The organism is Stakelama marina, assembly GCF_018122655.1.
GTDB lineage: Bacteria > Pseudomonadota > Alphaproteobacteria > Sphingomonadales > Sphingomonadaceae > Sphingomonas > Sphingomonas marina.
Genome location: NZ_JAGRQC010000001.1, coordinates 1,017,889 through 1,040,232 on the forward strand (window position 1 = coordinate 1,017,889; position 22,344 = coordinate 1,040,232).

Here is a 22,344-nt window from a genome sequence, read left to right on the forward strand (position 1 = left end):
AATGACGACGGGCTTACCCGCCGTCTTTCACCAGCGTTACCTGCGCGACATCGATCCCGCCGCCGCGAAACCCGCCTTCACAGTACATTAGATAATAGCGCCACAAGTCTATAAACCCGCGGTCGAAATCGTGCGGCAGCTTGCCCGCAGCGACCGCCGCGTCGAACCGCTCGCGCCAGCGCTTCAGCGTTTCGGCATAGCTCAGACCAAAACCGCGTCGGTCCTGCCAGCGCAAGCCGGCGGCCTCCGCGATCTGGCAAAACCGCGATTCCGAAATGAGCATTCCGCCCGGGAATACATAGGTCTGGATGAAATCGACATTCGCGGCATAGGCGTCGAAAATATCGTCGTCGATAGAGATGAGCTGGATCGCCGCATGCCCGCCCGGTTTCAGCACCCGCGCGATGGTTTGCAGGTAATCGGGCCAATATTCCTCGCCGACCGCCTCGACCATCTCGATGCTCGCAACCGCGTCGAACGTCCCTTCGACATCGCGGTAATCGGTCAGCGATACGGTCACACCGTTCAGACCGGCTTGCCCCATCCGCCGCTCGACATAGGCTTTCTGCTCGCGCGACAATGTCAGGCCGTGGACCTTGCGACCGCCACGCGCGGCGACCTCGGCGAACGACCCCCAGCCGCAGCCAATCTCCAGGATCGTATCGCCCCGCTTCGTTTCGGTACGGCCGAGGATCGCCTGCAATTTCGCGTCCTGCGCGGCCTCCAGCGTCTGCTGACCATCGGCATCGAACAGCGCGCTCGAATAGGTCATGCCTGCATCGAGCCACAGCGAATAGAAATCGTTGCCTAGGTCGTAATGATATTCGATGTTACGCCGCGCACCGGCCCGATCATTGCGGTTGAGCGCATGAAAGATGCGCCGTCCTATCCGCGTCCAGCGATTTGCGCGTGCCGAATTTCCCAGCCCGTGACGGTTGCGTACGAACAGTTCGAACAGCGGCACCGGATCGGGGCTGGTCCATTCGCCCAGTGACCAGGCCTCGTACCAGCCAGCCGATCCGCCGCTCATCAACCGCCAGAGCGCACGCCACTTTACGATGGTGACGATGGCGAGCGGCCCTTCACCTCGACCGCCGAGCATGCGCCGTTTACCACCGGGTAACGTAGCCTCGATCGCCCCCTCACCCAGGCCTGCGTCGATCCGGTCGAGCAACCTGCGTAGCAAGGGATGCAGTGCCGCCGACGATATCCTGTCGAGAATGCCGACGCGCCGTTCCCCGCCGAACCGCCTCCCCCTGTTCCGCTCGCTGATTTGCATGCGCGCCTTCATGCACGCAGCCGCGCGAAGGGCAAGGGGTCAGCGTATCTTGTCGTTTGCGGCGAGCGCGCGTTCGCGCGCTTCCCTGTGGCCGATCAGCTTTGCTGGATAGTCGTGCGGCCGGCATCCGGCTGCTTCCGGATCGTGGATGGCGCCATCTGGCAGATGACCGAGTTCGGGTACCCATTCGCGGATATATGCCGCCGCATCGAATTTTTCAGACTGTTTCAGCGGCGCCATGATGCGGCCGAACATGTTCGAATCGATGCCCGTTCCCGCGACCCACTGCCAATTGCAGCCGTTGCTGGCATAATCGGCATCGACGAGCGTATCCCAGAACCACTGCTCTCCCTCGCGCCAGTCGATCAGCAGATGCTTGATGAGGAAACTCGCCGCGATCATTCGGACGCGGTTGTGCATCCACCCCGTCGCCCATAACTGCCGCATTCCGGCATCGACGATGGGGTAGCCGGTGCGGCCCTTCGTCCAGGCCCGATACTCACCGCGTACCGCCGAGGACCGGAAATCGCGCCATTCGAAATCGTCGAACCGCTCGCGCGCATTTTTCGACGGATATTCGGGGAATTGCAGAATGACGTTCTGCGCATAGTCGCGCCATGCGAGTTCGCCGAGAAAGGTCCAGACCGATCCGCCCGCATCCGCCGTCCGGTGCCAGACAAAGGAAGGCGAAACCTCTCCAAAATGCAGGTGCGGCGACAGGCGCGACGTGCCCTCTTCCGACGGCAGGTCCCGCCTGCCCTCATAGTCTGACGCACGATTCAGAAAATTGTCGATGCGGTTGCGCGCGCCATCTTCTCCCGGCGTCCAGACCGGTTCGAATCCTGTCGCCCAGTTCGGCTTGGTCGGCAGCAGATCCCAGTCGTCGAGATCGTCGCTCGTCGGCCATTTGGATGGAGCGGCAATCTCGCGCGGTCTGTTTAGCGGATCGGCAGGCGGCATCACTTCCTTCAGCGCGCGCCAGAAGGGCGTGTAGATCTTGTACGGGTCGCCGCTTCCCGTCGTCACCGACCCCGGTGGCGTCAGATAGTTGCCGTCATGGCAGACGAGATCGAGCGACTTCGCGATGGCGCGTTCGGCGTTGCGCCACCACGGCTCGTAATGGCGAACGCAATGCACCCGTCCCGCGCCGACGTCCTTGGCCACCTTGGCGAGTTCATCCTCCGATTTTCCGCGCCGCAGGATCAGCCGCGAGCCCTTTTCGCGCAGGCTCTTGTCGAGCGATTTCAGACTATGGTGGAGCCACCAGCGCGACGCTCCGCCCATTTTGCGGTGCTTCGCGGTCTCGTCGTCGAGGACATATACCGGCACCACCGGACCTTCGCCGGCGGCTGCAACGAGCGCGTGTTGATCGGAAAGGCGCAGGTCGCGCCGGAACCAGAGGATAACGGGATCGGACATGCGCCTGCCTACGCGCGTGCGCTGCCGGAGGTTCCGCTACTCTACCCGGGGCTCCTTCGTCACCTGCCAGGTCTGCCCCTTGGCGACGAGCTTTTGCAGATCGGCCACCTTGCCTTCCGACGCGGCCCGGTTCTGTTCTACCACCGCGCTTTCGAAGGTCGGTGCCGGATCGTCGTAGAGCACGCCGAGCGCCATCGGGAATTCGCCGAACGGCATTTCGATGAGCAGGTGCGCGATCATGCGGTTGGTCTGGTCGTGGACGAGCACGCCCGCGCCCTGCCAGTCGCCATCGGTCACGTCGACGATCTTTAGCGACAGCGTATCGCGGTCGAGCGCGACGCCCTTGGTGCCCTTTTCGAACAGCATCGGCTCGCCATGCTCGACCCAGAGCTGGCTCGTCGCCGCGTTGGGCTTGGCCGCGAAAGGCGCGAACACGTCGTCATTATAGACGATGCAGTTCTGGAAAATCTCGACGAACGCCGCCCCTTGGTGCGCGTGCGCCGCCTTCAGCACCGCCGGCAGGTTCTTGTTGACGTCGATGCCGCGCGCAACGAACCGCGCGCCCGAACCGAGCGCGAAGGCGCACGGGCTAGCCGGCCGGTCGACCGACCCGAACGGCGTCGACGGGCTACGCGTTCCCACCCGGCTCGTCGGCGAATATTGCCCCTTGGTCAGGCCGTAAATTTCGTTGTTGAACAGCAGTACCTGCGTGTTCAGGTTCCGGCGCAGCAGGTGCATCATGTGGTTGCCGCCGATCGACAGCGCGTCGCCGTCGCCGGTGATGATCCACACGTCGAGTTGCGGGTTGGCGAGCTTCACCCCCGTCGCCACCGCCGGCGCGCGGCCATGGATGGTGTGGAAGCCATAGGTTTCCATGTAATATGGAAAGCGGCTCGAACAGCCGATGCCCGATACGAACACGGTATTTTCGCGCGCGACGCCCAGGTCGGGCATCGTCCGCTGCACCGCCTTCAGCACCGCATAATCGCCGCAGCCCGGGCACCAGCGGACCTCCTGGTCGCTTTCCCAGTCCTTCAGCGTCGTCTTGACGGGGGTCATCTCGTTCATGGCTTCTGCCTTCGTCTCACTTCGTCATGCTGAACTTGCTCCAGCATCCAATCATCACCTTCGCACCGCGTTTGATCCTGCACGGTGGACCCTGAAACAGGTTCAGGGTGACGGTCACATACTATCCTAGCGTACTCTCGATCGCTTCCTCGATCTCGGCGATGCGGAAAGGCTGGCCCGATACCTTGTTGAGCGGTTTGGCATCGACCAGGAACTGGTCGCGCAGCAGCGTCTTCAACTGCCCGGTGTTCATTTCGGGTACGAGCACCTTGTCATATCCCTTCAGCAACTGGCCCAGATTCTTCGGCAGCGGCCAGATGTGGCGGATATGGATGTGCGCGACATCGAGGCCCTTCTTGCGCGCACGGCGCACCGCCTGCGTAATCGGGCCGAAAGTCGACCCCCAACCGACGACCGCCAGCTTGCCCGAGGTCTCGCCCTGCTCGACCTCCTGATCGGGCACCGCAATTCCGGCCACCTTGTCGCGACGCAGATCGGTCATCTGCTGATGGTTTTCAGGGCTGTAATCGATATTGCCCGTGCCCGCCTTCTTCTCGATGCCGCCGATGCGGTGGAGAAGGCCCGGCGTACCCGGCTTGACCCACGGCCGCGCGAGCTTCTCGTCGCGGGCATAGGCCTCGAACCCGCTCTCGGGCGCTTCCTCGAGGAATTGCACCGGAAAGCGCTCATAGCCCGCCATGTCGGGCACCTTCCACGGCTCGGCCGCATTGGCGATATAGCCGTCGGTCAGCAACATCACCGGCGTCATATATCGCGTCGCGATCCGGCACGCCTCGATCGCGACGTCGAAACAGTCGGCGGCCGAGCGCGCGGCGATCACCGGCATCGGCGCGTCGCCATTGCGGCCATAGACCGCCTGATAGAGGTCGGACTGTTCGGTCTTGGTCGGCAAGCCCGTCGACGGCCCACCGCGCTGCGAATTGACGACGACGAGCGGCAGCTCGGTCATGATCGCCAGCCCGATCGCTTCGGTCTTGAGTGCGATTCCCGGCCCCGACGAACTCGTTACGCCCAGCGACCCGGCATAGCTCGCGCCGATCGCGGCGGCGACAGCGGCAATCTCGTCCTCCGCCTGAAAGGTCGTGACGCCGTATTCCTTGAAGCGCGACAGATGATGAAGGATCGCCGACGCAGGCGTGATCGGATAGCCGCCGAAGAACATCGGCAGCTCCGCAAGCTGCGTTCCTGCCACAAGCCCGAGTGAGATCGATTCCGCGCCGGTGACGGTGCGGTACAGCCCCGGCTCCACGGGAGCGGCGGGCATGTGAAGCTGTCCGACCTGCCCACCAATCTCAGCGGTTTCGCCGTAAGCATGGCCGGCATTGAGCGCGGCGATATTGGCTTCGGCAATGTCGGGAGCCTTGGCGAATTTCGCCTTCAGCCAGTCGATGATCGGCTGGCGGTCGCGGTCGAACATCCACAGCGCGAGGCCCAGCGTCCACATATTCTTGCAGCGCAGCGCTTCCTTGTTGCCGAGGCCGAACGGCTTCACGGCGTCGAGCGTGAGCTGCGAGATGTTGAGCTTCATCAGCTGCCACTTGGCGAGGCTGTCGTCCTCCAGCGGGTTGGATTCGTATTTCGCCTTGGACAGATTACGGTCGGTGAACTCGCCCTCGTCGGCGATGATGAGCCCGCCGGGCTTCAGCACATCGACATTCACGGCGAGCGCGGCCGGATTCATCGCGATCAGCACGTCGGGCGCATCGCCTGCGGTCTCGATCGAAGCGGAGCCGAAATTGATCTGGAACGCCGAAACGCCGAACAGCGTGCCCTGCGGCGCACGGATTTCGGCCGGAAAGTCGGGGAAGGTCGCAAGGTCGTTGCCCGCCAGCGCGGTCGACAGCGTGAACTGACCGCCGGTCAACTGCATGCCGTCGCCAGAATCGCCTGCAAAACGCACCACGACCGCTTCGGGCGGCGGGTTCGCATTCGCTTCTTTGGGGGTAACCTTGTGGGCGGCGGTTGCCATGTCGGCGCTTCCTGCTGTCATGTTCGTGTGATGTCGGGGCGCACCTCTACGCCCGTGACGCGTTCTTCTAAAGGTAGAAATGCGCTGGGGGCGTGCAAACTATGCTTTTCGAAAACGCCCCCAAGCGCAAGGATCGCATCGGCATGACGACGCGCTACCTCCATCGCGTCGGTGCCATAGCCGCCGCCGACCGTGCTGGCGAGCGGGATGCCGCGTTCGACCGCGGTCTGCGCAACAAATCGCTCGCGTCGAATCAAACCGTCGCTACTGAGTGCCAGTCGGCCCAGCCGATCCGCTTCGAACGGATCGACCCCGGCCTGATACAGGATCAGTTCGGGCCGGAACCGGTCGAGCATCGGCGTCAACGTTTCCGCCAGCGCCGCCATATAATCATCGTCGCCGATACCGTCGGCCAGCGGCACATCGAGCGTCGAGCGAGCCTTCCGCACCGGAAAATTCTTTTCGGCGTGGATCGAATAAGTGGCGATTTCCGCGCTGCCAGCCATCAGCGCCGCGGTGCCGTCGCCCTGATGCACGTCGCAATCGACGATCAGGATGCGCGCGACCGCCCCCTCCTCGATCAGCCGGTGCGCCGCGATGGCAAGGTCGTTGAAAATGCAGAACCCCGCACCGGTATGGGCGAGCGCATGATGGCTTCCGCCGGCGCTGTTCGCTGCAAAGCCGCGCTCCAGTGCCAGCTTCGCCGCCAGATAGGTTCCTCCCGGGACCGCAATCGCCCTTGTCGCGACCTGCGCTGTCACCGGAAAGCCGATCCGGCGCGTCTTTTCGCGCGGAACATCGGCCGCCGCGATCTGCGCGACATAGTCGGGGTCATGCACCGCCGCGATCCATTCGAGGGGCATCGGTTCCGGCTCATGCCACGAAATATCGGCCTCGCTGGTGCGCAGCAAATCCCGGATCAGCCCGTTCTTGTTCCACTGGTAAGTGCTGCGGGCCGGTGCAGGCGCGACATAATCCGGATGATGGACGACCGCGATCATCTTTCCTAACTAGGGCGTACAGCGGCGAATTTCCATCCGCGCCGCCATGCGGAGAGCCTGATGACCGAACCCTTTGTCCGTCCCGATGTCCGTGCGTTTCTCGATTTCCTGGAAACGATACCGGGCCCGAAGATGCACGAGATGGAGGCTCCGGCCGCGCGTGCGCAATATGAAGCGATGAAGGATGTCGCCGATCCTCCCATCGGCGATCTCGCCGTCCAGAAGAACCTCACGATTCCGGGACCCGGCGGCGACATCCCCGCGCGGTTGTTCGACGCCACGGCAGAGCGCGACCCCGGCCCGGCAATGGTCTTCTTCCACGGCGGCGGCTTCGTCATCGGCAATATCGAAACCCATGCGTCCTTCTGCGCGGAAATGGCGCGCGTGCTCGACATCCCAGTCATCTCGGTCGATTACCGCCTTGCGCCAGAGCATCGCTGGCCGGCGGCTCCCGACGATTGCGAGGCCGCCGCACGCTGGGTGGCGGGCAGCCCCGACGAACTCGGTCGCCATGTCACCAGCCTGGTGCTGTGCGGCGACAGCGCCGGTGGAACGCTGGCCATCACCACCGCGATGGCGCTGCGCGACAAGCCGGCAAAGGTCCCCGTCATCGCGCAATTCCCGATCTATCCGGCGGCCGATATGGGCACCGAATATCCGTCCTATACCGATTTCGGCGAAGGTTTCCTGCTGACGAAGGACAGCATGGAATGGTTCAACGATGCCTATCAGGCCGATCTGACGCATATGCGCGGATCGCCGATGGAAGGCGATGTGTCTGGCCTGCCGCCCGCGCTTATCATGACCGCCAGTCTCGACCCGATCCGCGATCAGGGCCGCGCCTATGCTGCCGCGCTCATCAGGGCCGGTGTGCCGACGAGCTTTCGCGAGGCGAAGGGCAATATCCACGGCTTCGTCAACATCCGCAAAGCGATCCCCTCCAGCCAGGGCGACGTCGCAGGCGCGCTCGCCGTGCTGCGAGAGATCATCAACGAAGCCGAAGGCGACCGCGTAATGGCGCAGGCGGCCGAATGATGGCCGACGGCAGCGAACTTCCCTACCGTCCCTGCGCCGGCGTGATGCTGGTCAATCGCCACGGCAACATCTTCGTCGGCCAGCGGCTCGATTCGACTCTCGAAGCGTGGCAGATGCCGCAGGGCGGGATCGACAAGGGCGAGGCGGCCGAGGCCGCGGCGCTGCGTGAACTGGTGGAGGAAACCGGCGTCACGCCCGACAAGGTCGAACTGGTGGCGAAGGCCGAAGAAGAACTGTTCTACGATCTTCCCGACGAACTGATCGGCAAAATCTGGGGCGGCAAATATCGCGGACAGCGACAGCGCTGGTTCCTGTACCGCTTCACCGGCGCCGATCACGACATCAACATTCGCACGCCACATCCCGAATTTCGGGCGTGGCGCTGGGCCGAACCGGAAGAGGTGCCGCAGGCGATCGTCGGGTTCAAAAAGGCGCTGTATGAAAAGCTGTTCGAAATCTTCGCAGAACCGCTTGATGAAATGATGAAACGATAAATCGCGTCGTTACAAGGGCGAAAGCGCTTGCCCGCGCGCCGCATCGCAACATAATAGCCTGACCGTGCGCAGTCTGCTCCTCCTCCCCGCCGCGTTCCTGCTTCTCGCCAACAGCGAGCCGCAGGAGATTCCGGACGACGTTCCACCGACGATCGCGGCGATGCTGCGCGATGCCATGAAGTCGGGGCGCGAAGGCGATGTTGCGACCATCGTCAAATATGCCCGCAAGGCCGCACCCGATGTTTCGAAGGAAATTGCGGAGATCGCATCCGACTGGACCCGCGCCCGGCGGGAGGCAGCAACGCGACGCCTGCAGCATTCGGACTTTTTCGAACTGGTCGAGGGCAAGGCCGAACTCGGCGGGTTGATCACGACCGGCAACACCCACATCGTCGGTGTGACCGGCACGGTCGATGTGAAGCGCGAAGGGTATAAATGGCGGCACAAGCTTCACCTGATGGCCGATTATCAGGAAAGCTCCGGCGTCGAATCGCGCGAACATTATCTCGCGGCCTACGAACCCAACTACAAGATCAACGACCGGGCCTATATCTACGGCGCGCTCCAGTACGAAAGCGACAAGTTCCTCGGCTATTACGACCGCTATTCCTTCTCCAGCGGCGCCGGCTACAGCGTCATCAAGGACCCGAACATGACGCTCGATCTCGAATTGGGTCCGGCATACCGGAACACCAATTTCACCGACGCGACGGTCGAATCGAATTTCGCCGGTCGTGGATCGTTGGCGTTCAAATGGAAATTGTCGCCGATGCTGACCTTTCGTCAGGACGCCTCGGCTTATCTTCAGGCGGCGAACAGCACCGCCACATCGAAGAGCGCGATCAGCGCCAGGCTCTTCGGGCCGGTGTCGGGCCAGCTTTCCTACCAGGTCCAGTATGAAAGCCGGCCACCCGCCGGCCGCGTCAGTACCGACACCACCAGCAGGGCCTCTCTCGTCTACGATTTCTGACCGGCGGGGCAGCCCTCTTCACCCCGAGGGCGGTTCGCACTACACCCTCGGCGCATGACGCTATCCAATCATGAACACACCGCGATGGAGATGATCGCGGACGAGCCCATACTGGCCAATGTCGAACGCTGGGTCGCGGTCAACAGCGGCACGGCGAACCTCGATGGCCTCGCCACCATGGCCGATTTGCTGAGCGACGCATTCGGTGCGCTTCCGGGCGAGATCGAACTCGTCGCCCCCGAACCGCACGAGGCGGTGACCGCCGCCGGCGAGACGGTCGCGCTCGACCATGGCAAGCACCTTCACCTCACCGTTCGCGCGGATGCACCGGTGCAGATGCTGTTCACCGGCCATATGGACACGGTCTATCCGGTCGACCATCCCTTCCAGACCGCGACATGGCTGGACGACGGCAGCCTCAATGGTCCCGGCGCGGCCGATATGAAGGGGGGCCTCGCGCTGCTCCTCGCGGCGCTCAAAGCGGTCGAGGCGACACCGCTTGCCGAAAAGATCGGCTATGAGGTCGTCATCAATTCCGACGAGGAAACCGGCAGCTTCTCATCGACCAGGTTGCTGGAGCGCGCCGCACGCGGCAAGGTCGCTGCGCTCACCTACGAACCCGCGCTTGCCGACGGCACGCTCGCCGGCGCGCGCGGCGGCACCGGCAATTTCTCGATCGTCGTCCACGGCAAGAGCGCGCATGCGGGGCGCAACCCCGATGATGGACGCAACGCCATCGTCGCCGCATCGGACATCGCTCTGCGTCTGATGGAAGCGAAAGCGCCGACGCTCTCGGTCAACCCGGCGAAGATCGACGGCGGCGGTCCCAACAACGTCGTCCCCGAACTCGCCGTGCTGCGCGTCAATTTCCGGCCCAAGGCGCAGGAAGAGATCGACCGTGCGCGGGCGCATATCGACGCTACCGTCGCCGCCGTCGCAAGACAGCACGATGTGCGGATCGAGGTACATGGCAGCTTCAATCGTCCGCCCAAGCCGATCGACGATGCAGCCGCGAAGCTGTTCGCCCTGGTGAAACAAAGCGGCGCCGATCTCGACATTCCCGTTTCGTGGCGCGACACCGGCGGGGTATGCGACGGCAACAACATTGCCGCATGCGGCGTGCCCGTGGTCGACACCATGGGCGCACGCGGCGGCTCCATTCATTCGAGTGAAGAATTCATGATTCCCGAAAGCCTCAAAGAACGCGCGAACCTATCCGCGCTCACCATTTTGCGCATTGCCGAGCGGGGGCGCCTGTGAGGGAGACCGCACACCCGTTCCGTATCCGCGCTGCGCAGGACGGCGACCTCCAACACCTCTATGAGATGGCGAAGCTGACCGGCGGCGGCTTTACCAACCTGCCGCCCGACCGCGATGCGCTTCGCGGCAAGCTCGCGCGCAGCAAGGAGGCGTTCGAGCGCACCGAGGATACGCTCGGCGACGATCTGTTCGTGCTGGTGCTGGAAAATGTCGTGACCGGCGAGGTGCGCGGCACCTGCCAGATCTTCACCCAGGTCGGGCAGCACTGGCCTTTTTACAGCTACCGCATCGGCACGCTGACGAAGCATAGCGAAGCGCTAAACCGCACCTTCCGCGCCGAGCTCCTCAACCTGACCAACGACCTCGAGGGCTGCTCCGAAGTCGGCGGGCTGTTCCTCCATCCGAACGAACGCGCCGGCGGGCTCGGCATGCTGCTCGCGAGGAGCCGCTATCTTTTTATCCGCGCCCACCGCGCCCGCTTTGCCGAGCGCGTGCTCGCCGAACTTCGCGGCATCATCGACGAAAGCGGCGGGTCGCCCTTCTGGGACGGCGTCGCCGGTCGCTTCTTCGGCATGAGCTTTCAGGAGGCCGACGAGTTCAACGCCATCCACGGCAACCAGTTCATCGCCGACCTGATGCCCAAGCACCCGGTCTATGTCGCGATGCTGCCAGAAAGCGCGCGTCAAGTAATCGGCCTTCCCCACCCCTCCGGCCGCGCCGCAATGCGGATGCTCGAAAAAGAGGGCTTCGCGTACGAGAACTATGTCGACATCTTCGATGGCGGTCCGACGATGCTCGCGCGCACCGATCAGGTGAAGACGATTCAGGAAGCACATGACGCGAAGGTTGCCCATGTCGCCGGCGGCGGCGAGCAGGCGCTGATCTCGACTGGCCGCCTCGCCGATTTCCGCTGCGCCTATGGCGACATTCAGGCTGGCGAGGACAGCGTCACGATCGATCCCGCCGCCGCCAACGCGCTCGACATTGCGGAGGGCGGCAACATCACATGGGTGGCGCGCTGATGGCTGTTACCGAGATCAATTTTGACGGCATCGTCGGACCGAGCCACAATTACGCAGGCCTCAGCCCGGGCAACCTCGCCGCCACGCGCAACCGTGGCATGGCGTCGGCACCGCGCGCGGCAGCCCTCGAAGGCATCGCCAAGATGCGCGCCAATCTCGCGCTTGGGTTGGCGCAGGGATTCTTCCTGCCGCAACCGCGCCCCGACCATGGCTGGCTCGAGGGTCTGGCGACAGACTATGCCGAGGCACCGCCGCACCTCCAGGCGCAGGCGCTGTCGGCCTCGTCGATGTGGGCGGCCAATGCCGCGACCGTCTCGCCAGCACCCGACACGCTCGACGGCAAGTGCCACCTGACCGTCGCCAATCTCGTGACGATGCCGCACCGCAGCCACGAATGGCGTTTCACGCTCGCCCAGCTCGAAGCTGCATTCGCCGATCCGGCCTTTGCCGTTCACGGCCCCGTCACGCCGCCATTCGGTGACGAGGGCGCGGCCAACCATATGCGACTTGCCACCGCCCATGACCGGCCCGGTGTCGAAGTCTTCGTCTATGGCCTGACCGGCGGCCCCTTCCCCGCGCGCCAACACCGCGACGCCAGCGAAGCGATCGCGCGGATGCACCGCCTCGATCCCGCCAGTACGATCTTCGTCCAGCAGTCGGAGCAGGCGATCTCCGCCGGCGCGTTCCACAACGACGTCGTCGCGGTGGCGAACGAGCAGGTGCTGTTCACGCACGAGCTCGCCTATCAGGATCGCGACGCCTTCTACGCCGAGCTTCGTGACAAGATGCCGGATATCGAGATCATCGAGGTGCCGGCATCGCGCGTCAGCCTTGAGGACGCGGTCGCTTCCTATCTGTTCAACGCACAGCTTGTTACCTTGCCGAAGGGCGGCATGGCGCTCGTGCTGCCCGCAGAGGCGCGCGAGAACGCCAATGTCTGGAGCTGGCTGCAGGAACTCGTCGCCGGCAACGGCCCGATCCGTCACCTCGAAGTCGTCGATGTTCGCCAGTCGATGGCCAATGGCGGCGGCCCCGCCTGCCTACGCCTGCGCGTCGTCGCCGATCCCGCAACGATCGATCCGCGCTTTCTGGTCGACAATGCCAAGCTCGACCGGCTCGCCAAGGTCGTCGAGGAATATTGGCCCGAACGGATCGATCCCAGCGAAATAGCCGACCCGGCGCTGATCGCTCGGATCGAACGCGCCCACCGCGCGCTGCTCGAAGCGACCGATTGTGTCGGTTTAATTGACAGTTAACCATGTTCGGAAATCCGGAAACCCCGGATTTTCGCCATTGGTATGGCGCTTGCTTAACCTTTCGGCATGTGGACCAAGGTTAAACGACTCTTCACCATCAAGACCAAGTTCGAGGCGTTCCTCGTCATCTACGGACTCGGCACCGGCGCGGTGGAGCGCGGCTTTCACTATCTCCACCAGTTTCCGGGCTATGGCGGCTATATGTTGTTCGCGGTGTGCCCCGTCGCGGTGTTCATGGCCGGTGGCCGCCTGCTCGATTCGGTAGAGCGCGGCTACGGAATCTGAAGCGCAGCCCTACCGTTTCAGCCGTTCGGCGTGCCAGCCGACATGTTCGCCGAGAAAGGTCGAGATGAAATAATAGCTGTGGTCGTATCCCGGCTGCATTCGCAGCGTCAGGTCGATCCCGGCTCGCTTGCACGCGTCGCGCAACAGATCGGGATTCAACTGTTCTTCCAGGAAATTGTCGGCATCGCCCTGATCGACCAGCAATTCCTTAACCCGCGCGCCATCTTCGATCAGCGCGCACGCATCATATTGCCGCCAGCCTGCCCGATCCTCGCCGATATATCGGCCCAGCGCCTTCTCGCCCCAGGGGCAGTGGATCGGCGACACGACCGGCGCGAAGGCCGAGATACTACGGAACCGGTTAGGATTGCGCAGCCCGATCGTCAGCGCGCCGTGCCCGCCCATCGAATGCCCCGTGATCGACTGGCGCGTCATGTCGGCCATGGGGAACTGCGCGGCGATCAGCGTCGGAAGTTCCTCCTCGACATAACTGCGCATACGGTAATTGGCGGCCCAGGGCTTCTCGGTCGCATCGACATAGAAGCCCGCGCCCTTGCCAAAGTCATACCCATCCTCGTCGGGCACGTCGTCGCCGCGCGGGCTCGTGTCGGGCGCAACGAAGATAATCCCGTGCTTTGCGCAGGCCTCGCGAAATTCACCCTTTTCGGTGACGTTGGCATGGGTGCACGTCAGCCCCGAAAGGTACCAGAGCACCGGCAGCCGCGCGCCTTCCTCATGCGGCGGGACATACACCGAAAATGTCATGTTGGTGCCCGTCGCATCGGATCCATGACGATAGATACCCTGCGTCCCGCCATGCGCCCTGTTGGTCGAAACCGTTTCCATGCTCATCGAAATACCACCGTCTTTCCACCGTTCAGAAACAGCCGTCGTTCGCCATAGGCATTGACGGCGCGCGCCAGCACCTGCGCCTCGATATCGCGGCCGATGCGGACCAGCGCATCGATATCATCGCGATGATCGACGCGCTCGACCGCCTGCTCGATGATCGGTCCCTCATCAAGATCGCCTGTCACGAAATGCGCGGTGGCACCGATCAGTTTCACACCGCGCGCATGCGCCCGGTGATAGGGTTTCGCACCCTTGAAGCCGGGCAGGAAGCTGTGATGGATGTTGATACATCGCCCGCTCACCCGGGCAGCCAAGTCTTCGGACAGCACCTGCATATAGCGCGCCAGGACCAACAGCTCGGCATCCGCGTCCGCCATCACGCCCAGCAACGCCTGTTCCTGCGCCGCCCTCCCCCCAGGTTCGATCGGCAGATGATGAAAGTCGATGCCGTGCCATTCGACGAGTTCGCGCGCCGCCGCGTGGTTGGAGACCACAGCCGCGATCTCCACCGACAGCGCTCCGGAGCGTGCGCGGTGGAGCAGATCGTGGAGGCAGTGAAGCCCTTTCGACACCGCGATCACCGCGCGTGGGCGGTGGTCGGCGGGGCTTAGCGACCAGTCGAGCGCCAGTTCGCCCGCGACCGGAGCGAACGCCTCGCGCAGCGCATCCGCACCATCGGGAAAACCGCCGCCACCGCGCTGAAATACGACGCGCATGAAAAAGCGCCCGGTTTCAAGATCAGCATATTGCTGGCTATCGACGATGAAGCCCTGGTTGCGGCTCAGGAACCCGCTGACGCCCGCGACGATGCCGACGCGGTCCTCGCAGGTCAGCGTCAGGATCCAGCGCCGGGGCTCCATCAGCCGCCGCGATGCATCGCGCAGACCTTGTTGCCGGCGGGATCGCGCAGATAGGCGAGATAGAGCCGCATTCCGCTTCCCTCGCGCCAGCCCGGCGCATCCTCGATCGGCGTACCGCCCGCGGCTTCACCCGCCTTGTGCCAGGCATCGGCCGCTTCGGTCGATTTCGCCGCGAACCCGATCGTGCCGCCATTGGCGCACGTCGCCTCACCGCCATCGATCGGCTTGGTCAGCAGGAAGACGCCGCCGTCGTGCATGTAAATGACGCGCCCCTTGGGATCGACCCGACCCGGCTGAATGCCGAGTTCGCCCAGAGCCGCATCGTAAAATTTCTTCGACGCCTCGATATCGTTGGCGCCAAGCATGACGTGACTGAACATCGGCATTTTCTCCCTTAGTAAACGACGACGCTGCGGATGCTCTCACCGGCATGCATCAGGTCGAACGCCTTGTTGATGTCTTCGAGTTTGAAGGTGTGGGTGATCATCGGGTCGATGGCAATCTTGCCGTCCATATACCAATCGACGATCTTCGGCACATCGGTGCGCCCGCGCGCGCCGCCGAACGCGGTACCCTTCCACACGCGGCCGGTGACGAGTTGGAACGGGCGCGTGGCAATCTCCTTGCCCGCCTCGGCAACACCGATGATGATGCTTTCACCCCAGCCGCGATGCGCGCATTCCAGCGCGGTGCGCATCACCTCGACATTGCCAGTCGCATCGAACGTATAGTCGGCGCCGCCATCGGTCAGTTCGAGCACCTTGGCGATGATCTGATCGCGGCTCATGCCCTTGGTGTTGAGGAAATGCGTCATCCCGAACTTGCGGCCCCACTCCTCGCGGTCGGGATTGAGGTCGACACCGATGATACGGTTCGCGCCGACCATCTTCGCGCCCTGGATGACGTTCAGGCCGATACCGCCCAGCCCGAACACGACGACGTTCGCACCCGGCTCGACCTTCGCGGTGTTGACCACCGCGCCGACGCCGGTCGTCACGCCGCAGCCGATATAGCAGCTCGTCTCGAACGGCGCGTCGTCGCGGATCTTGGCAACCGCGATCTCTGGCATCACGGTGAAATTCGAAAAGGTCGAGCAGCCCATATAATGGTGCAGCATCTGCCCCTTGTAGCTGAACCGGCTCGTCCCGTCGGGCATCAGGCCCTTGCCCTGCGTCCCGCGGATCGCGGTGCACAGGTTGGTCTTCTGCGACAGGCACGACTTACACTGGCGGCATTCGGGCGTGTAGAGCGGGATGACGTGGTCGCCTTCCTTCACGCTGGTCACGCCGGGGCCGACCTCGCGCACGATGCCGGCGCCTTCATGGCCGAGGATGCTCGGGAACAGTCCTTCCGAATCGAGCCCGTCGAGCGTGTATGCATCGGTGTGGCAGATGCCCGTCGCCATCACCTCGACCAGCACCTCGCCCGCCTTGGGTCCTTCCAGATCGACTTCGACGATCTCGAGCGGCTGTTTCGCTTCGAAGGCGACGGCGGCGCGGGTCTTCATGGCTGTGCTCCATCTGCTTGGTTGCAACAAGCAACTGGACAGCCGATCCGCCCGCGTCAAGCGGCGAAACCCGAACAATTCCGACAATGGAGAGGAAATGGCGCGCCCGAAAGGATTCGAACCTCTGACCCCCAGATTCGTAGTCTGGTGCTCTATCCAGCTGAGCTACGGGCGCGCAGTGGGAGGCCAGATAGAAGGGCTGGCCGGGCAACGCAACCCCGTTGCGCAACCTTTTTCCACCTCATACAGCAAAACCATGCGCACTTCGCTGATTTTACCGCTTCTCGCCATGCTCGCCGGATGTTCCGGCGCGACCGCGAACGCACCCTCGCTGCTGCCCCGCCCGATCGAAAGCCGCAGCGACGCCGTCGCGGTGCATCCGATTCCCGCGCCCGAACCCGATCCCGCGCTCGACGCCAAAATCGCGGTGCTTTCGAACCAGGTGGACAAGGCGGTCGCGGATTTCGACGAAGCGGCTCCGCAGGTGAAACAATCGGTCGAAGCGGCGTCGGGTGCCGAAACCGGCAGCGAGCGCTGGATCGCCGCACAGGCCGCGCTGTCCCGGCTCGACGGGTTGCGTACCGGCATCCTCAGCCCATTGGTCGATCTCGAGGATCTGGCCATCGCGCGGGCACAGTCTGGCAAGCCTCCCTATCCCGCGCTCGAAACGGCGATTTCGAACGCCGAAGCCGCCGATGCGAAGCAGGCGGAACGCCTGCAGGCGATCGAGGCGCTGGCGCCCGGCTATTCCTCGCCGGGTTGAAGCGCGCGGAGCAGCGGGACCACCGCTGCATAGTCATCGGTCCAGTGCGCCGCCCCCGCGCCGACATGCAAAGCACGCCAGTTGCCGCCGCGCGCAACCAGCGCGTTCAGCTTGTCCGCATCGCGCGACATCGCGACCCAGATCGAGGGCAGATCGCCCTCGACATCGGCGTGACCGGGATAGGCGAGCGCCGCGGTTGCCCAGCCGCCGCTTTCGGCCGCGCCAGCTATCACCGGTTCGAGGTCCAGATAGCGGTTGGAAATATGCACCATCAGCAACCCGTCACCGGCCAGCGCACGGCCATAGGTCGCGAATGCCTGCTGCGTCAGCAGATGGATCGGTACCGTGTCCGACGAAAAGGCGTCGAGGACCAGCAGGTCGAACGAATCGGCCTTCACCGCACCCAGCGAAAGGCGCGCATCGCCGATGGTGATCGGTACATGCGGGCGGCAGCGGCGCAGAAAGCTGAACTCACCCGAATCGCGCGCGATACGCACGTCGGTCGGGTCGATCTCGAAAAAGCGCCAGCGCTGCCCCGGCTGGGCGTAGCAGGCGAGCGTTCCTGTTCCCAGGCCGACGACCCCGACCCGCGCCTGATTGCCATATAGCGCCCGTACCGCGCGCATCGCGCGGCCGACGCCCGACGCTGCAACATAATAGCTGGTCGGTGTCCGCTCGCGCTCCGGCGAGCCGAGCAATTGCATCCCATGCAGCGTCGTGCCGTTGCTGAGCCAGCGAACGTCGCCGTCCTGCCGCACGGTATAGACGCCGAAATAGCTCCGCGTCCGGGCGCCGTCGGCGGAAAGCAGCAAGGCGCGATAGCCGCCGAATACGAATAGCGCCGCCGCCAGCACGGTAATGAATACGCCGCGCCTGCCGATCGCCATGATGCCGAGCGGCATCAGCAGCAGATAGGCGAGACTGTCGTGATGCTCGCCGAGAAGATTGCCCGGATTGATGGCGCCGATGATCGCCACGACCAGCGCCAGCGCGATGACGCCGTAGCGAAATACCCTGCCGCGCATGCCACGCCACAGCGCGGCCATTTGCGGCACGAGGAAATATTGCGGCGCCAGCGCACCCGCCGCCAGTACCAGCAGCGGATATTCATAGGTCCAATCGAACAATACCGGTGCGACCAGCCCGGCGAAGACGCCGCCCAACGCACCACCTACCGCCATCGCCAGATAGAATTGCGTCAAACGCTCCGGGTTGGGACGGAGCGTATACATCCGCGAATGCAGCGCGACGGCGACTGCAAAGAGCAGCGCCAGCGCCATGACGACGTTCAGGAACGGAAACTGCTCGTGCCCCGCCATCATCACGCCGCCGAACACCAGCAGCACGAGCGGGGCGAAATGGGCGATGAATTCGGCGGGTCCGCGCAGCTGGGCAAAGGCGACGGTGAAGCTGAGCAGATACAGGCCCAGCGGCAAAACCCACAGCAACGGGACCGCAACGATATCGACGGTGATGAAGGTCGTCGTCGCGAGCATCAGACCCGACGGCACGAAGGCGAGCATGATCCACCGCGCGACGACGGCCGGCGACGACGGCGGTCCGGCATCGGTTCGCGCTTCGGGAGGCGCCCCCCGTGGTATCCACAGCGCAATCACCACCACACACGCAAACAACAGGATATAGCCCGCGGTCCAGACGCCACTCTGCCCGCCCAGCCCCAATTCCGGTTCTACCAGCAGCGGATAGGCAAGCAGCCCGGCAAAGCTGCCCAGGTTGGATGCTGCATATAAGGCGTATGGGTCGCGCCCGCCCGATGCCACCGCATACCAGCGCTGCACGAGCGGCGCCTGTGCGGCGACCGCGAAGAACAACGGTCCGATCGATGCGCCGAACAACCAAGGCACCCAGATCGCCGGTTCCGCACCGGCCGGTAGCTCCATCGACAAAAGGCCGATCGGCAACCACAACGCGCCTAGCGCCAGCACCACCAGATGTACCGCGGCCTGTCGCTTCGGCGACAGATAGCCGAGCGCATGGGCATAGCCATATCCGGCGAGCAACAACGCCTGATAGACGAGCATCGCCGAATTCCACACGGCCGGCGCGCCGCCCAGCCGCGGCAGCGCCATGCGCGCGGCCATCGGCTGAACAAGGAAAAGCAGGAACGATCCGATCAGGATCGTCGCGACATACAGCCATGCCGGCCGACGGAAGCGCCCGGCTCCGGCGGACACCGTTTCGCTCATACAGCCGCGGTTTCGGGCGCGGTTTCGGGGCGGTCGACGAAATAGGTGATGCAGGTCTTGAGCGGGCTGCCGTCGGGCACCGCGGGATGTTTAAAGGTCCCGGGCACTCGCTGCATGCCGAGACGCTTCATCAGACCCCAGCTCGGCGCATTTGCCTCCACGGTGATTGCACCGATGCGCGGCACGGCAAGATTGCGCCAGCCCCAGTCGAGGCTCGCCATCGCCGCCTCGCGGGCATAACCCCTGCCCCAATATTCGACACCCAGCCGCCAACCGATTTCGATCTCCCCATATAGGGGCGTTCCTTCGCCACCCGGCTTCAGCCCGCAAAAGCCCAGCAGCGCTTCATCAGATCGACGCTCGACCGCCCAGAAGGAATGGCCGTGCTGCTCCTGGCAGTCGCGCTGCCGCGCGATCGCGGCATCGGCCTCGTCCTCGGACATCGGCGGGCCGAGAAATTGCATGACCCGCGGATCGCGCCATTGCTCGAGAAAAACCGCGCGGTCACGATCTTCCCACGGCCGTAGCACCAGGCGTTCGGTCGTGATCATCGCGGCCGTCCAATCGAATAGATCACCGTGCTCCGGCGTCCGTCCGCTGCATCGAACAGCGGATGATCGAACCGGTCGGCAGGATCGTGCCGCATCCCGAGCCGGTCCATGAGCTTGCGGCTGCGCATATTCCGCTCGGCAGTGATCGCAACGATCCGATCGGCATCGCGGGTGCGCCAACACCAGTCGAGCACCGCGCGCGCGGCCTCGGCGGCATAACCCTTGCCCCACCACGGCGTCGCGAGCATCCAGCCGATTTCGACCTCACCCTCGATAGGGGTGTTCTCCGCCCCCGGTTTCAGCCCCGCAAAGCCGGCGACCGTGTCACCGTCTCGCGGCACGACGACCAGAAAGCCAAGCCCCTGCTCGCGGTAGCCGGCGTGCCGCGCAAACGCCTCTCGGCTCTGCACCTCGTCCTTCACCGGCCCCAGATCCGCCATCACCACGGGGTCAGCCCACATCGCGGCGAGCGCTGCGAAGTCGCCTTCGTCGGGCACGCGCAGCAACAGGCGCTCGGTCTCGATCATGCGCCCATCAGACGCGCGGCATGGGCGGCGTGATAGGTAAGCACACCCGAACATCCGGCGCGCTTGAACGCCATCAGCGTCTCCATCACCAGCGCATCGCGCTCGCCCGCCTCGGTCGCCGCGGCGGCCTCGATCATCGCATATTCGCCCGACACCTGGTACGCGAATACAGGCACTTCGAAAGCACTCTTCACCCGCAGGATGATGTCGAGATAGGGCAACCCCGGCTTCACCATCACGCTGTCCGCGCCCTCGGCAAGGTCCAGTGACGCCTCGCGCAGCGCTTCCTCGGCATTGGCGGGGCTCATCTGGTAGGTCTTCTTGTCGCCCTGCAGCAGCCCGCGGCTGCCGACCGCGTCGCGGAACGGCCCGTAGAATGCGCTCGCATATTTGGCGGCATAGGCCATGATCTGGACATTGACGTGCCCGCCGCCTTCCAGCGCGCTGCGGATCGCGCCGACGCGGCCGTCCATCATGTCGCTCGGCGCGATGATGTCCGCCCCCGCCTCTGCCTGTACCAGCGCCTGGCGCACCAATACCTCGCTCGTCGCGTCGTTGAGTACATAGCCGCGATCGTCGATCAGACCGTCATGGCCATGGCTGGTATAGGGATCGAGCGCGACGTCGGTCAGCACGCCGACCTCCGGCACCGCATCCTTGATCGCACGGATCGCGCGGCACATCAGATTGTCGGGGTTGAACGCCTCCGCGCCGTCGTCGCTGCGCAACGCGTGCGGCGTGTTCGGAAACAATGCGATGCACGGAATACCCAGCGAGCGCGCCTCCTTCGCCCGTTCGACAATGCCCGCCACCGGCCAGCGCGATACGCCCGGCAGGCTCGCCACCGGTTCTTCGGCATCGCCCGCGCTGACGAACATCGGCCAGATCAGGTCCGCTGGGGTCAGGACATTTTCGGCGAACAGGCGGCGGCTCCAGTCGGAAGCACGCGTGCGGCGAAGGCGCAGGGCGGGAAAGGTCGCAGTCATGGCCGCGGGTTGTGCGCCAAGCCCACTGCCGGTGCAAGCGGGTGTGAGACGGATTGCGGGACCGAAAACCGTTTCGGACGTTATACGACCCGATGACCGAAATCCGCACCGCCGCCATGATCGTCAACGCGCAGTCGCGCCGCGGCCGCGACCTCTTCAAACAGGCCTGTCAGGCGATGAAGGACCTGCCCTTCCATGTCGATGCGCGCGCGGTCCGGGACCCGGAAAAACTGGACGAGACGATGGAGGCGATCCTTGCGAACAAGCCCGATCTCCTGATTCTCGGCGGTGGCGACGGCACGATCAGCGGTCTGGTCGATCATATCGTCGGCACCGACACCATTCTTGCCGTCCTTCCCTTCGGCACCGCCAACAGCTTTGCGCGCAGCATGGGCATCCCGCTCGATATAGGGGGCGCGGTCGATGTCATCCGTACCGGCGAGCCGCGCCGGATCGATCTCGGCATGATCGACGACGACTATTTCGCCAATTGCGCCGCGATCGGCATCTCGCCGCAAATTGCCGAAACGGTACCGCACCGTCTGAAACGCTATCTTGGCCGGGTCGGCTATCTGGCCTGGGCGACGCTGCAATTCATCAAATTCCGTTCCTTCGTCGTCATCGTCGGCGAAGGCGACCACGAAAAGCGTGTCGAGGCGGTCGAGCTGCGCATTTCCAACGGCCCGTTCCACGGAGGCACCGAACTGGTCGACGCGGCGGAAGTCGATAGCGGCCAGATCGTGGTCGAGGCCGTCCAGGGGCATTTCAAGCGCCGCCTGCTCAAAAACTGGGGCGCCAGCGTCCTGCGACTGCCCGCGCGCAGGGAAGATGTGATCGACTTCCGCGGCAAGGAACTGCGCGTGCGCACCGAACCACCGCTCCCCATCTCGATCGACGGAGAGGTGCTGGCCAAGACCCCGGTAACCGCCCGCATCGCCGCCGGGGTGATCCGGGTGATGGCGACCAGAACCTCGTGAACCGACCGCCGCGCGCCTCGATGCGTGACGCCGGT

At 64.2% G+C, this 22,344-nt stretch carries 22 protein-coding genes and 1 tRNA gene; 9 read left to right on the forward strand and 14 right to left on the reverse strand.

The genetic code is table 11. The annotated features are described in order from the left end of the window. Nucleotides 1-13 precede the first annotated feature (13 nt). From J7S20_RS04785 to J7S20_RS04805, 5 genes are all read right to left on the reverse strand, one after another. Nucleotides 14-1,279, reverse strand: coding sequence for a class I SAM-dependent methyltransferase (locus J7S20_RS04785; RefSeq protein WP_284053079.1), 1,266 nt, complete (start codon nt 1,277-1,279; stop codon nt 14-16). A gap of 39 nt (nt 1,280-1,318) precedes the next feature. Beyond that, on the reverse strand, nt 1,319-2,698 hold the full coding sequence (locus tag J7S20_RS04790; protein WP_284053080.1) for a cryptochrome/photolyase family protein: 1,380 nt from the start codon (nt 2,696-2,698) through the stop codon (nt 1,319-1,321). 36 nt (nt 2,699-2,734) lie between these two features. Continuing rightward, complete coding sequence (locus J7S20_RS04795; protein WP_284053081.1) at nt 2,735-3,766, reverse strand: 2-oxoacid:ferredoxin oxidoreductase subunit beta; 1,032 nt, start codon at nt 3,764-3,766, stop codon at nt 2,735-2,737. A gap of 121 nt (nt 3,767-3,887) precedes the next feature. Continuing rightward, nucleotides 3,888-5,756 carry a 2-oxoacid:acceptor oxidoreductase subunit alpha gene (locus J7S20_RS04800; RefSeq protein ID WP_284053082.1) on the reverse strand — a complete coding sequence of 623 codons (1,869 nt, stop codon included), beginning with the start codon at nt 5,754-5,756 and terminating at the stop codon, nt 3,888-3,890. Nucleotides 5,757-5,773: 17 nt separating this feature from the next. Next, on the reverse strand, nt 5,774-6,757 hold the full coding sequence (locus tag J7S20_RS04805) for a histone deacetylase family protein (RefSeq protein ID WP_284053083.1): 984 nt from the start codon (nt 6,755-6,757) through the stop codon (nt 5,774-5,776). A gap of 60 nt (nt 6,758-6,817) precedes the next feature. Between J7S20_RS04805 and J7S20_RS04810 the strand changes: the two genes are divergently transcribed. The 7 genes from J7S20_RS04810 to J7S20_RS04840 all read left to right on the forward strand — a co-directional run bounded on the left by J7S20_RS04810 (nt 6,818) and on the right by J7S20_RS04840 (nt 13,079). Then, a complete protein-coding gene (locus J7S20_RS04810) occupies nt 6,818-7,792 on the forward strand; it encodes an alpha/beta hydrolase (RefSeq protein ID WP_284053084.1) in 975 nt (324 codons plus the stop codon). Then, a complete protein-coding gene (locus J7S20_RS04815; RefSeq protein WP_284053400.1) occupies nt 7,792-8,286 on the forward strand; it encodes an RNA pyrophosphohydrolase in 495 nt (164 codons plus the stop codon). Before J7S20_RS04810 ends, J7S20_RS04815 begins: the two co-directional genes overlap by 1 nt. Before the next feature lie 64 nt (nt 8,287-8,350). Continuing rightward, nucleotides 8,351-9,256, forward strand: coding sequence for a DUF481 domain-containing protein (locus J7S20_RS04820; RefSeq protein WP_284053085.1), 906 nt, complete (start codon nt 8,351-8,353; stop codon nt 9,254-9,256). Nucleotides 9,257-9,310: 54 nt separating this feature from the next. Beyond that, nucleotides 9,311-10,516: a hydrolase gene (locus J7S20_RS04825; RefSeq protein ID WP_284053086.1), complete on the forward strand. Its 1,206-nt coding sequence runs from the start codon at nt 9,311-9,313 to the stop codon at nt 10,514-10,516. A 65-nt stretch (nt 10,517-10,581) separates the two neighbouring features. Beyond that, entirely contained in the window at nt 10,582-11,538 is a 957-nt protein-coding gene (locus J7S20_RS04830; protein WP_284053401.1) for an arginine N-succinyltransferase, read from the forward strand. After that, the gene (locus J7S20_RS04835; protein WP_284053087.1) at nt 11,538-12,794 is read left to right on the forward strand and encodes an N-succinylarginine dihydrolase; all 1,257 of its coding nucleotides are present in this window, start codon (nt 11,538-11,540) and stop codon (nt 12,792-12,794) included. The genes J7S20_RS04830 and J7S20_RS04835 overlap by 1 nt, the downstream gene beginning before the upstream one ends. Before the next feature lie 66 nt (nt 12,795-12,860). Then, complete coding sequence (locus J7S20_RS04840; RefSeq protein WP_284053088.1) at nt 12,861-13,079, forward strand: hypothetical protein; 219 nt, start codon at nt 12,861-12,863, stop codon at nt 13,077-13,079. Between the two features lie 9 nt (nt 13,080-13,088). Here J7S20_RS04840 and fghA read toward each other — a convergent pair whose 3' ends face one another. From fghA to J7S20_RS04865, 5 genes are all read right to left on the reverse strand, one after another. Then, nucleotides 13,089-13,925, reverse strand: coding sequence for an S-formylglutathione hydrolase (gene fghA, locus J7S20_RS04845; protein ID WP_430980904.1), 837 nt, complete (start codon nt 13,923-13,925; stop codon nt 13,089-13,091). A gap of 2 nt (nt 13,926-13,927) precedes the next feature. After that, nucleotides 13,928-14,791 carry a formyltetrahydrofolate deformylase gene (gene purU / locus J7S20_RS04850; RefSeq protein WP_284053090.1) on the reverse strand — a complete coding sequence of 288 codons (864 nt, stop codon included), beginning with the start codon at nt 14,789-14,791 and terminating at the stop codon, nt 13,928-13,930. Then, nucleotides 14,791-15,171: a VOC family protein gene (locus J7S20_RS04855; RefSeq protein ID WP_284053091.1), complete on the reverse strand. Its 381-nt coding sequence runs from the start codon at nt 15,169-15,171 to the stop codon at nt 14,791-14,793. Before J7S20_RS04855 ends, purU begins: the two co-directional genes overlap by 1 nt. Before the next feature lie 14 nt (nt 15,172-15,185). Then, the gene (locus tag J7S20_RS04860) at nt 15,186-16,298 is read right to left on the reverse strand and encodes an S-(hydroxymethyl)glutathione dehydrogenase/class III alcohol dehydrogenase (RefSeq protein WP_284053092.1); all 1,113 of its coding nucleotides are present in this window, start codon (nt 16,296-16,298) and stop codon (nt 15,186-15,188) included. A 98-nt stretch (nt 16,299-16,396) separates the two neighbouring features. Beyond that, nucleotides 16,397-16,473 (reverse strand) — tRNA-Arg (locus tag J7S20_RS04865). Between the two features lie 81 nt (nt 16,474-16,554). Between J7S20_RS04865 and J7S20_RS04870 the strand changes: the two genes are divergently transcribed. Beyond that, a complete protein-coding gene (locus J7S20_RS04870; RefSeq protein WP_284053093.1) occupies nt 16,555-17,061 on the forward strand; it encodes a hypothetical protein in 507 nt (168 codons plus the stop codon). Here the strand turns inward: J7S20_RS04870 and J7S20_RS04875 are convergent. Genes J7S20_RS04875 through hemB form a run of 4 tightly spaced genes read right to left on the reverse strand, consistent with a single transcriptional unit; the run spans nt 17,043 to nt 21,332 of the window. Further along, nucleotides 17,043-19,268, reverse strand: coding sequence for a hypothetical protein (locus J7S20_RS04875; RefSeq protein ID WP_284053094.1), 2,226 nt, complete (start codon nt 19,266-19,268; stop codon nt 17,043-17,045). The genes J7S20_RS04870 and J7S20_RS04875 overlap by 19 nt on opposite strands. After that, nucleotides 19,265-19,819, reverse strand: coding sequence for a GNAT family N-acetyltransferase (locus J7S20_RS04880; RefSeq protein WP_284053095.1), 555 nt, complete (start codon nt 19,817-19,819; stop codon nt 19,265-19,267). The genes J7S20_RS04875 and J7S20_RS04880 overlap by 4 nt, the downstream gene beginning before the upstream one ends. After that, nucleotides 19,816-20,346, reverse strand: a complete 531-nt coding sequence (locus J7S20_RS04885) for a GNAT family N-acetyltransferase (protein ID WP_284053096.1) — start codon at nt 20,344-20,346, stop codon at nt 19,816-19,818. Before J7S20_RS04885 ends, J7S20_RS04880 begins: the two co-directional genes overlap by 4 nt. Then, a complete protein-coding gene (gene hemB / locus J7S20_RS04890) occupies nt 20,343-21,332 on the reverse strand; it encodes a porphobilinogen synthase (RefSeq protein WP_284053097.1) in 990 nt (329 codons plus the stop codon). Before hemB ends, J7S20_RS04885 begins: the two co-directional genes overlap by 4 nt. Before the next feature lie 92 nt (nt 21,333-21,424). On the opposite strand from hemB, the gene J7S20_RS04895 reads away from it, so the two are divergent. Next, nucleotides 21,425-22,309, forward strand: coding sequence for a diacylglycerol/lipid kinase family protein (locus J7S20_RS04895; RefSeq protein WP_284053098.1), 885 nt, complete (start codon nt 21,425-21,427; stop codon nt 22,307-22,309). Nucleotides 22,310-22,344: the final 35 nt, after the last annotated feature.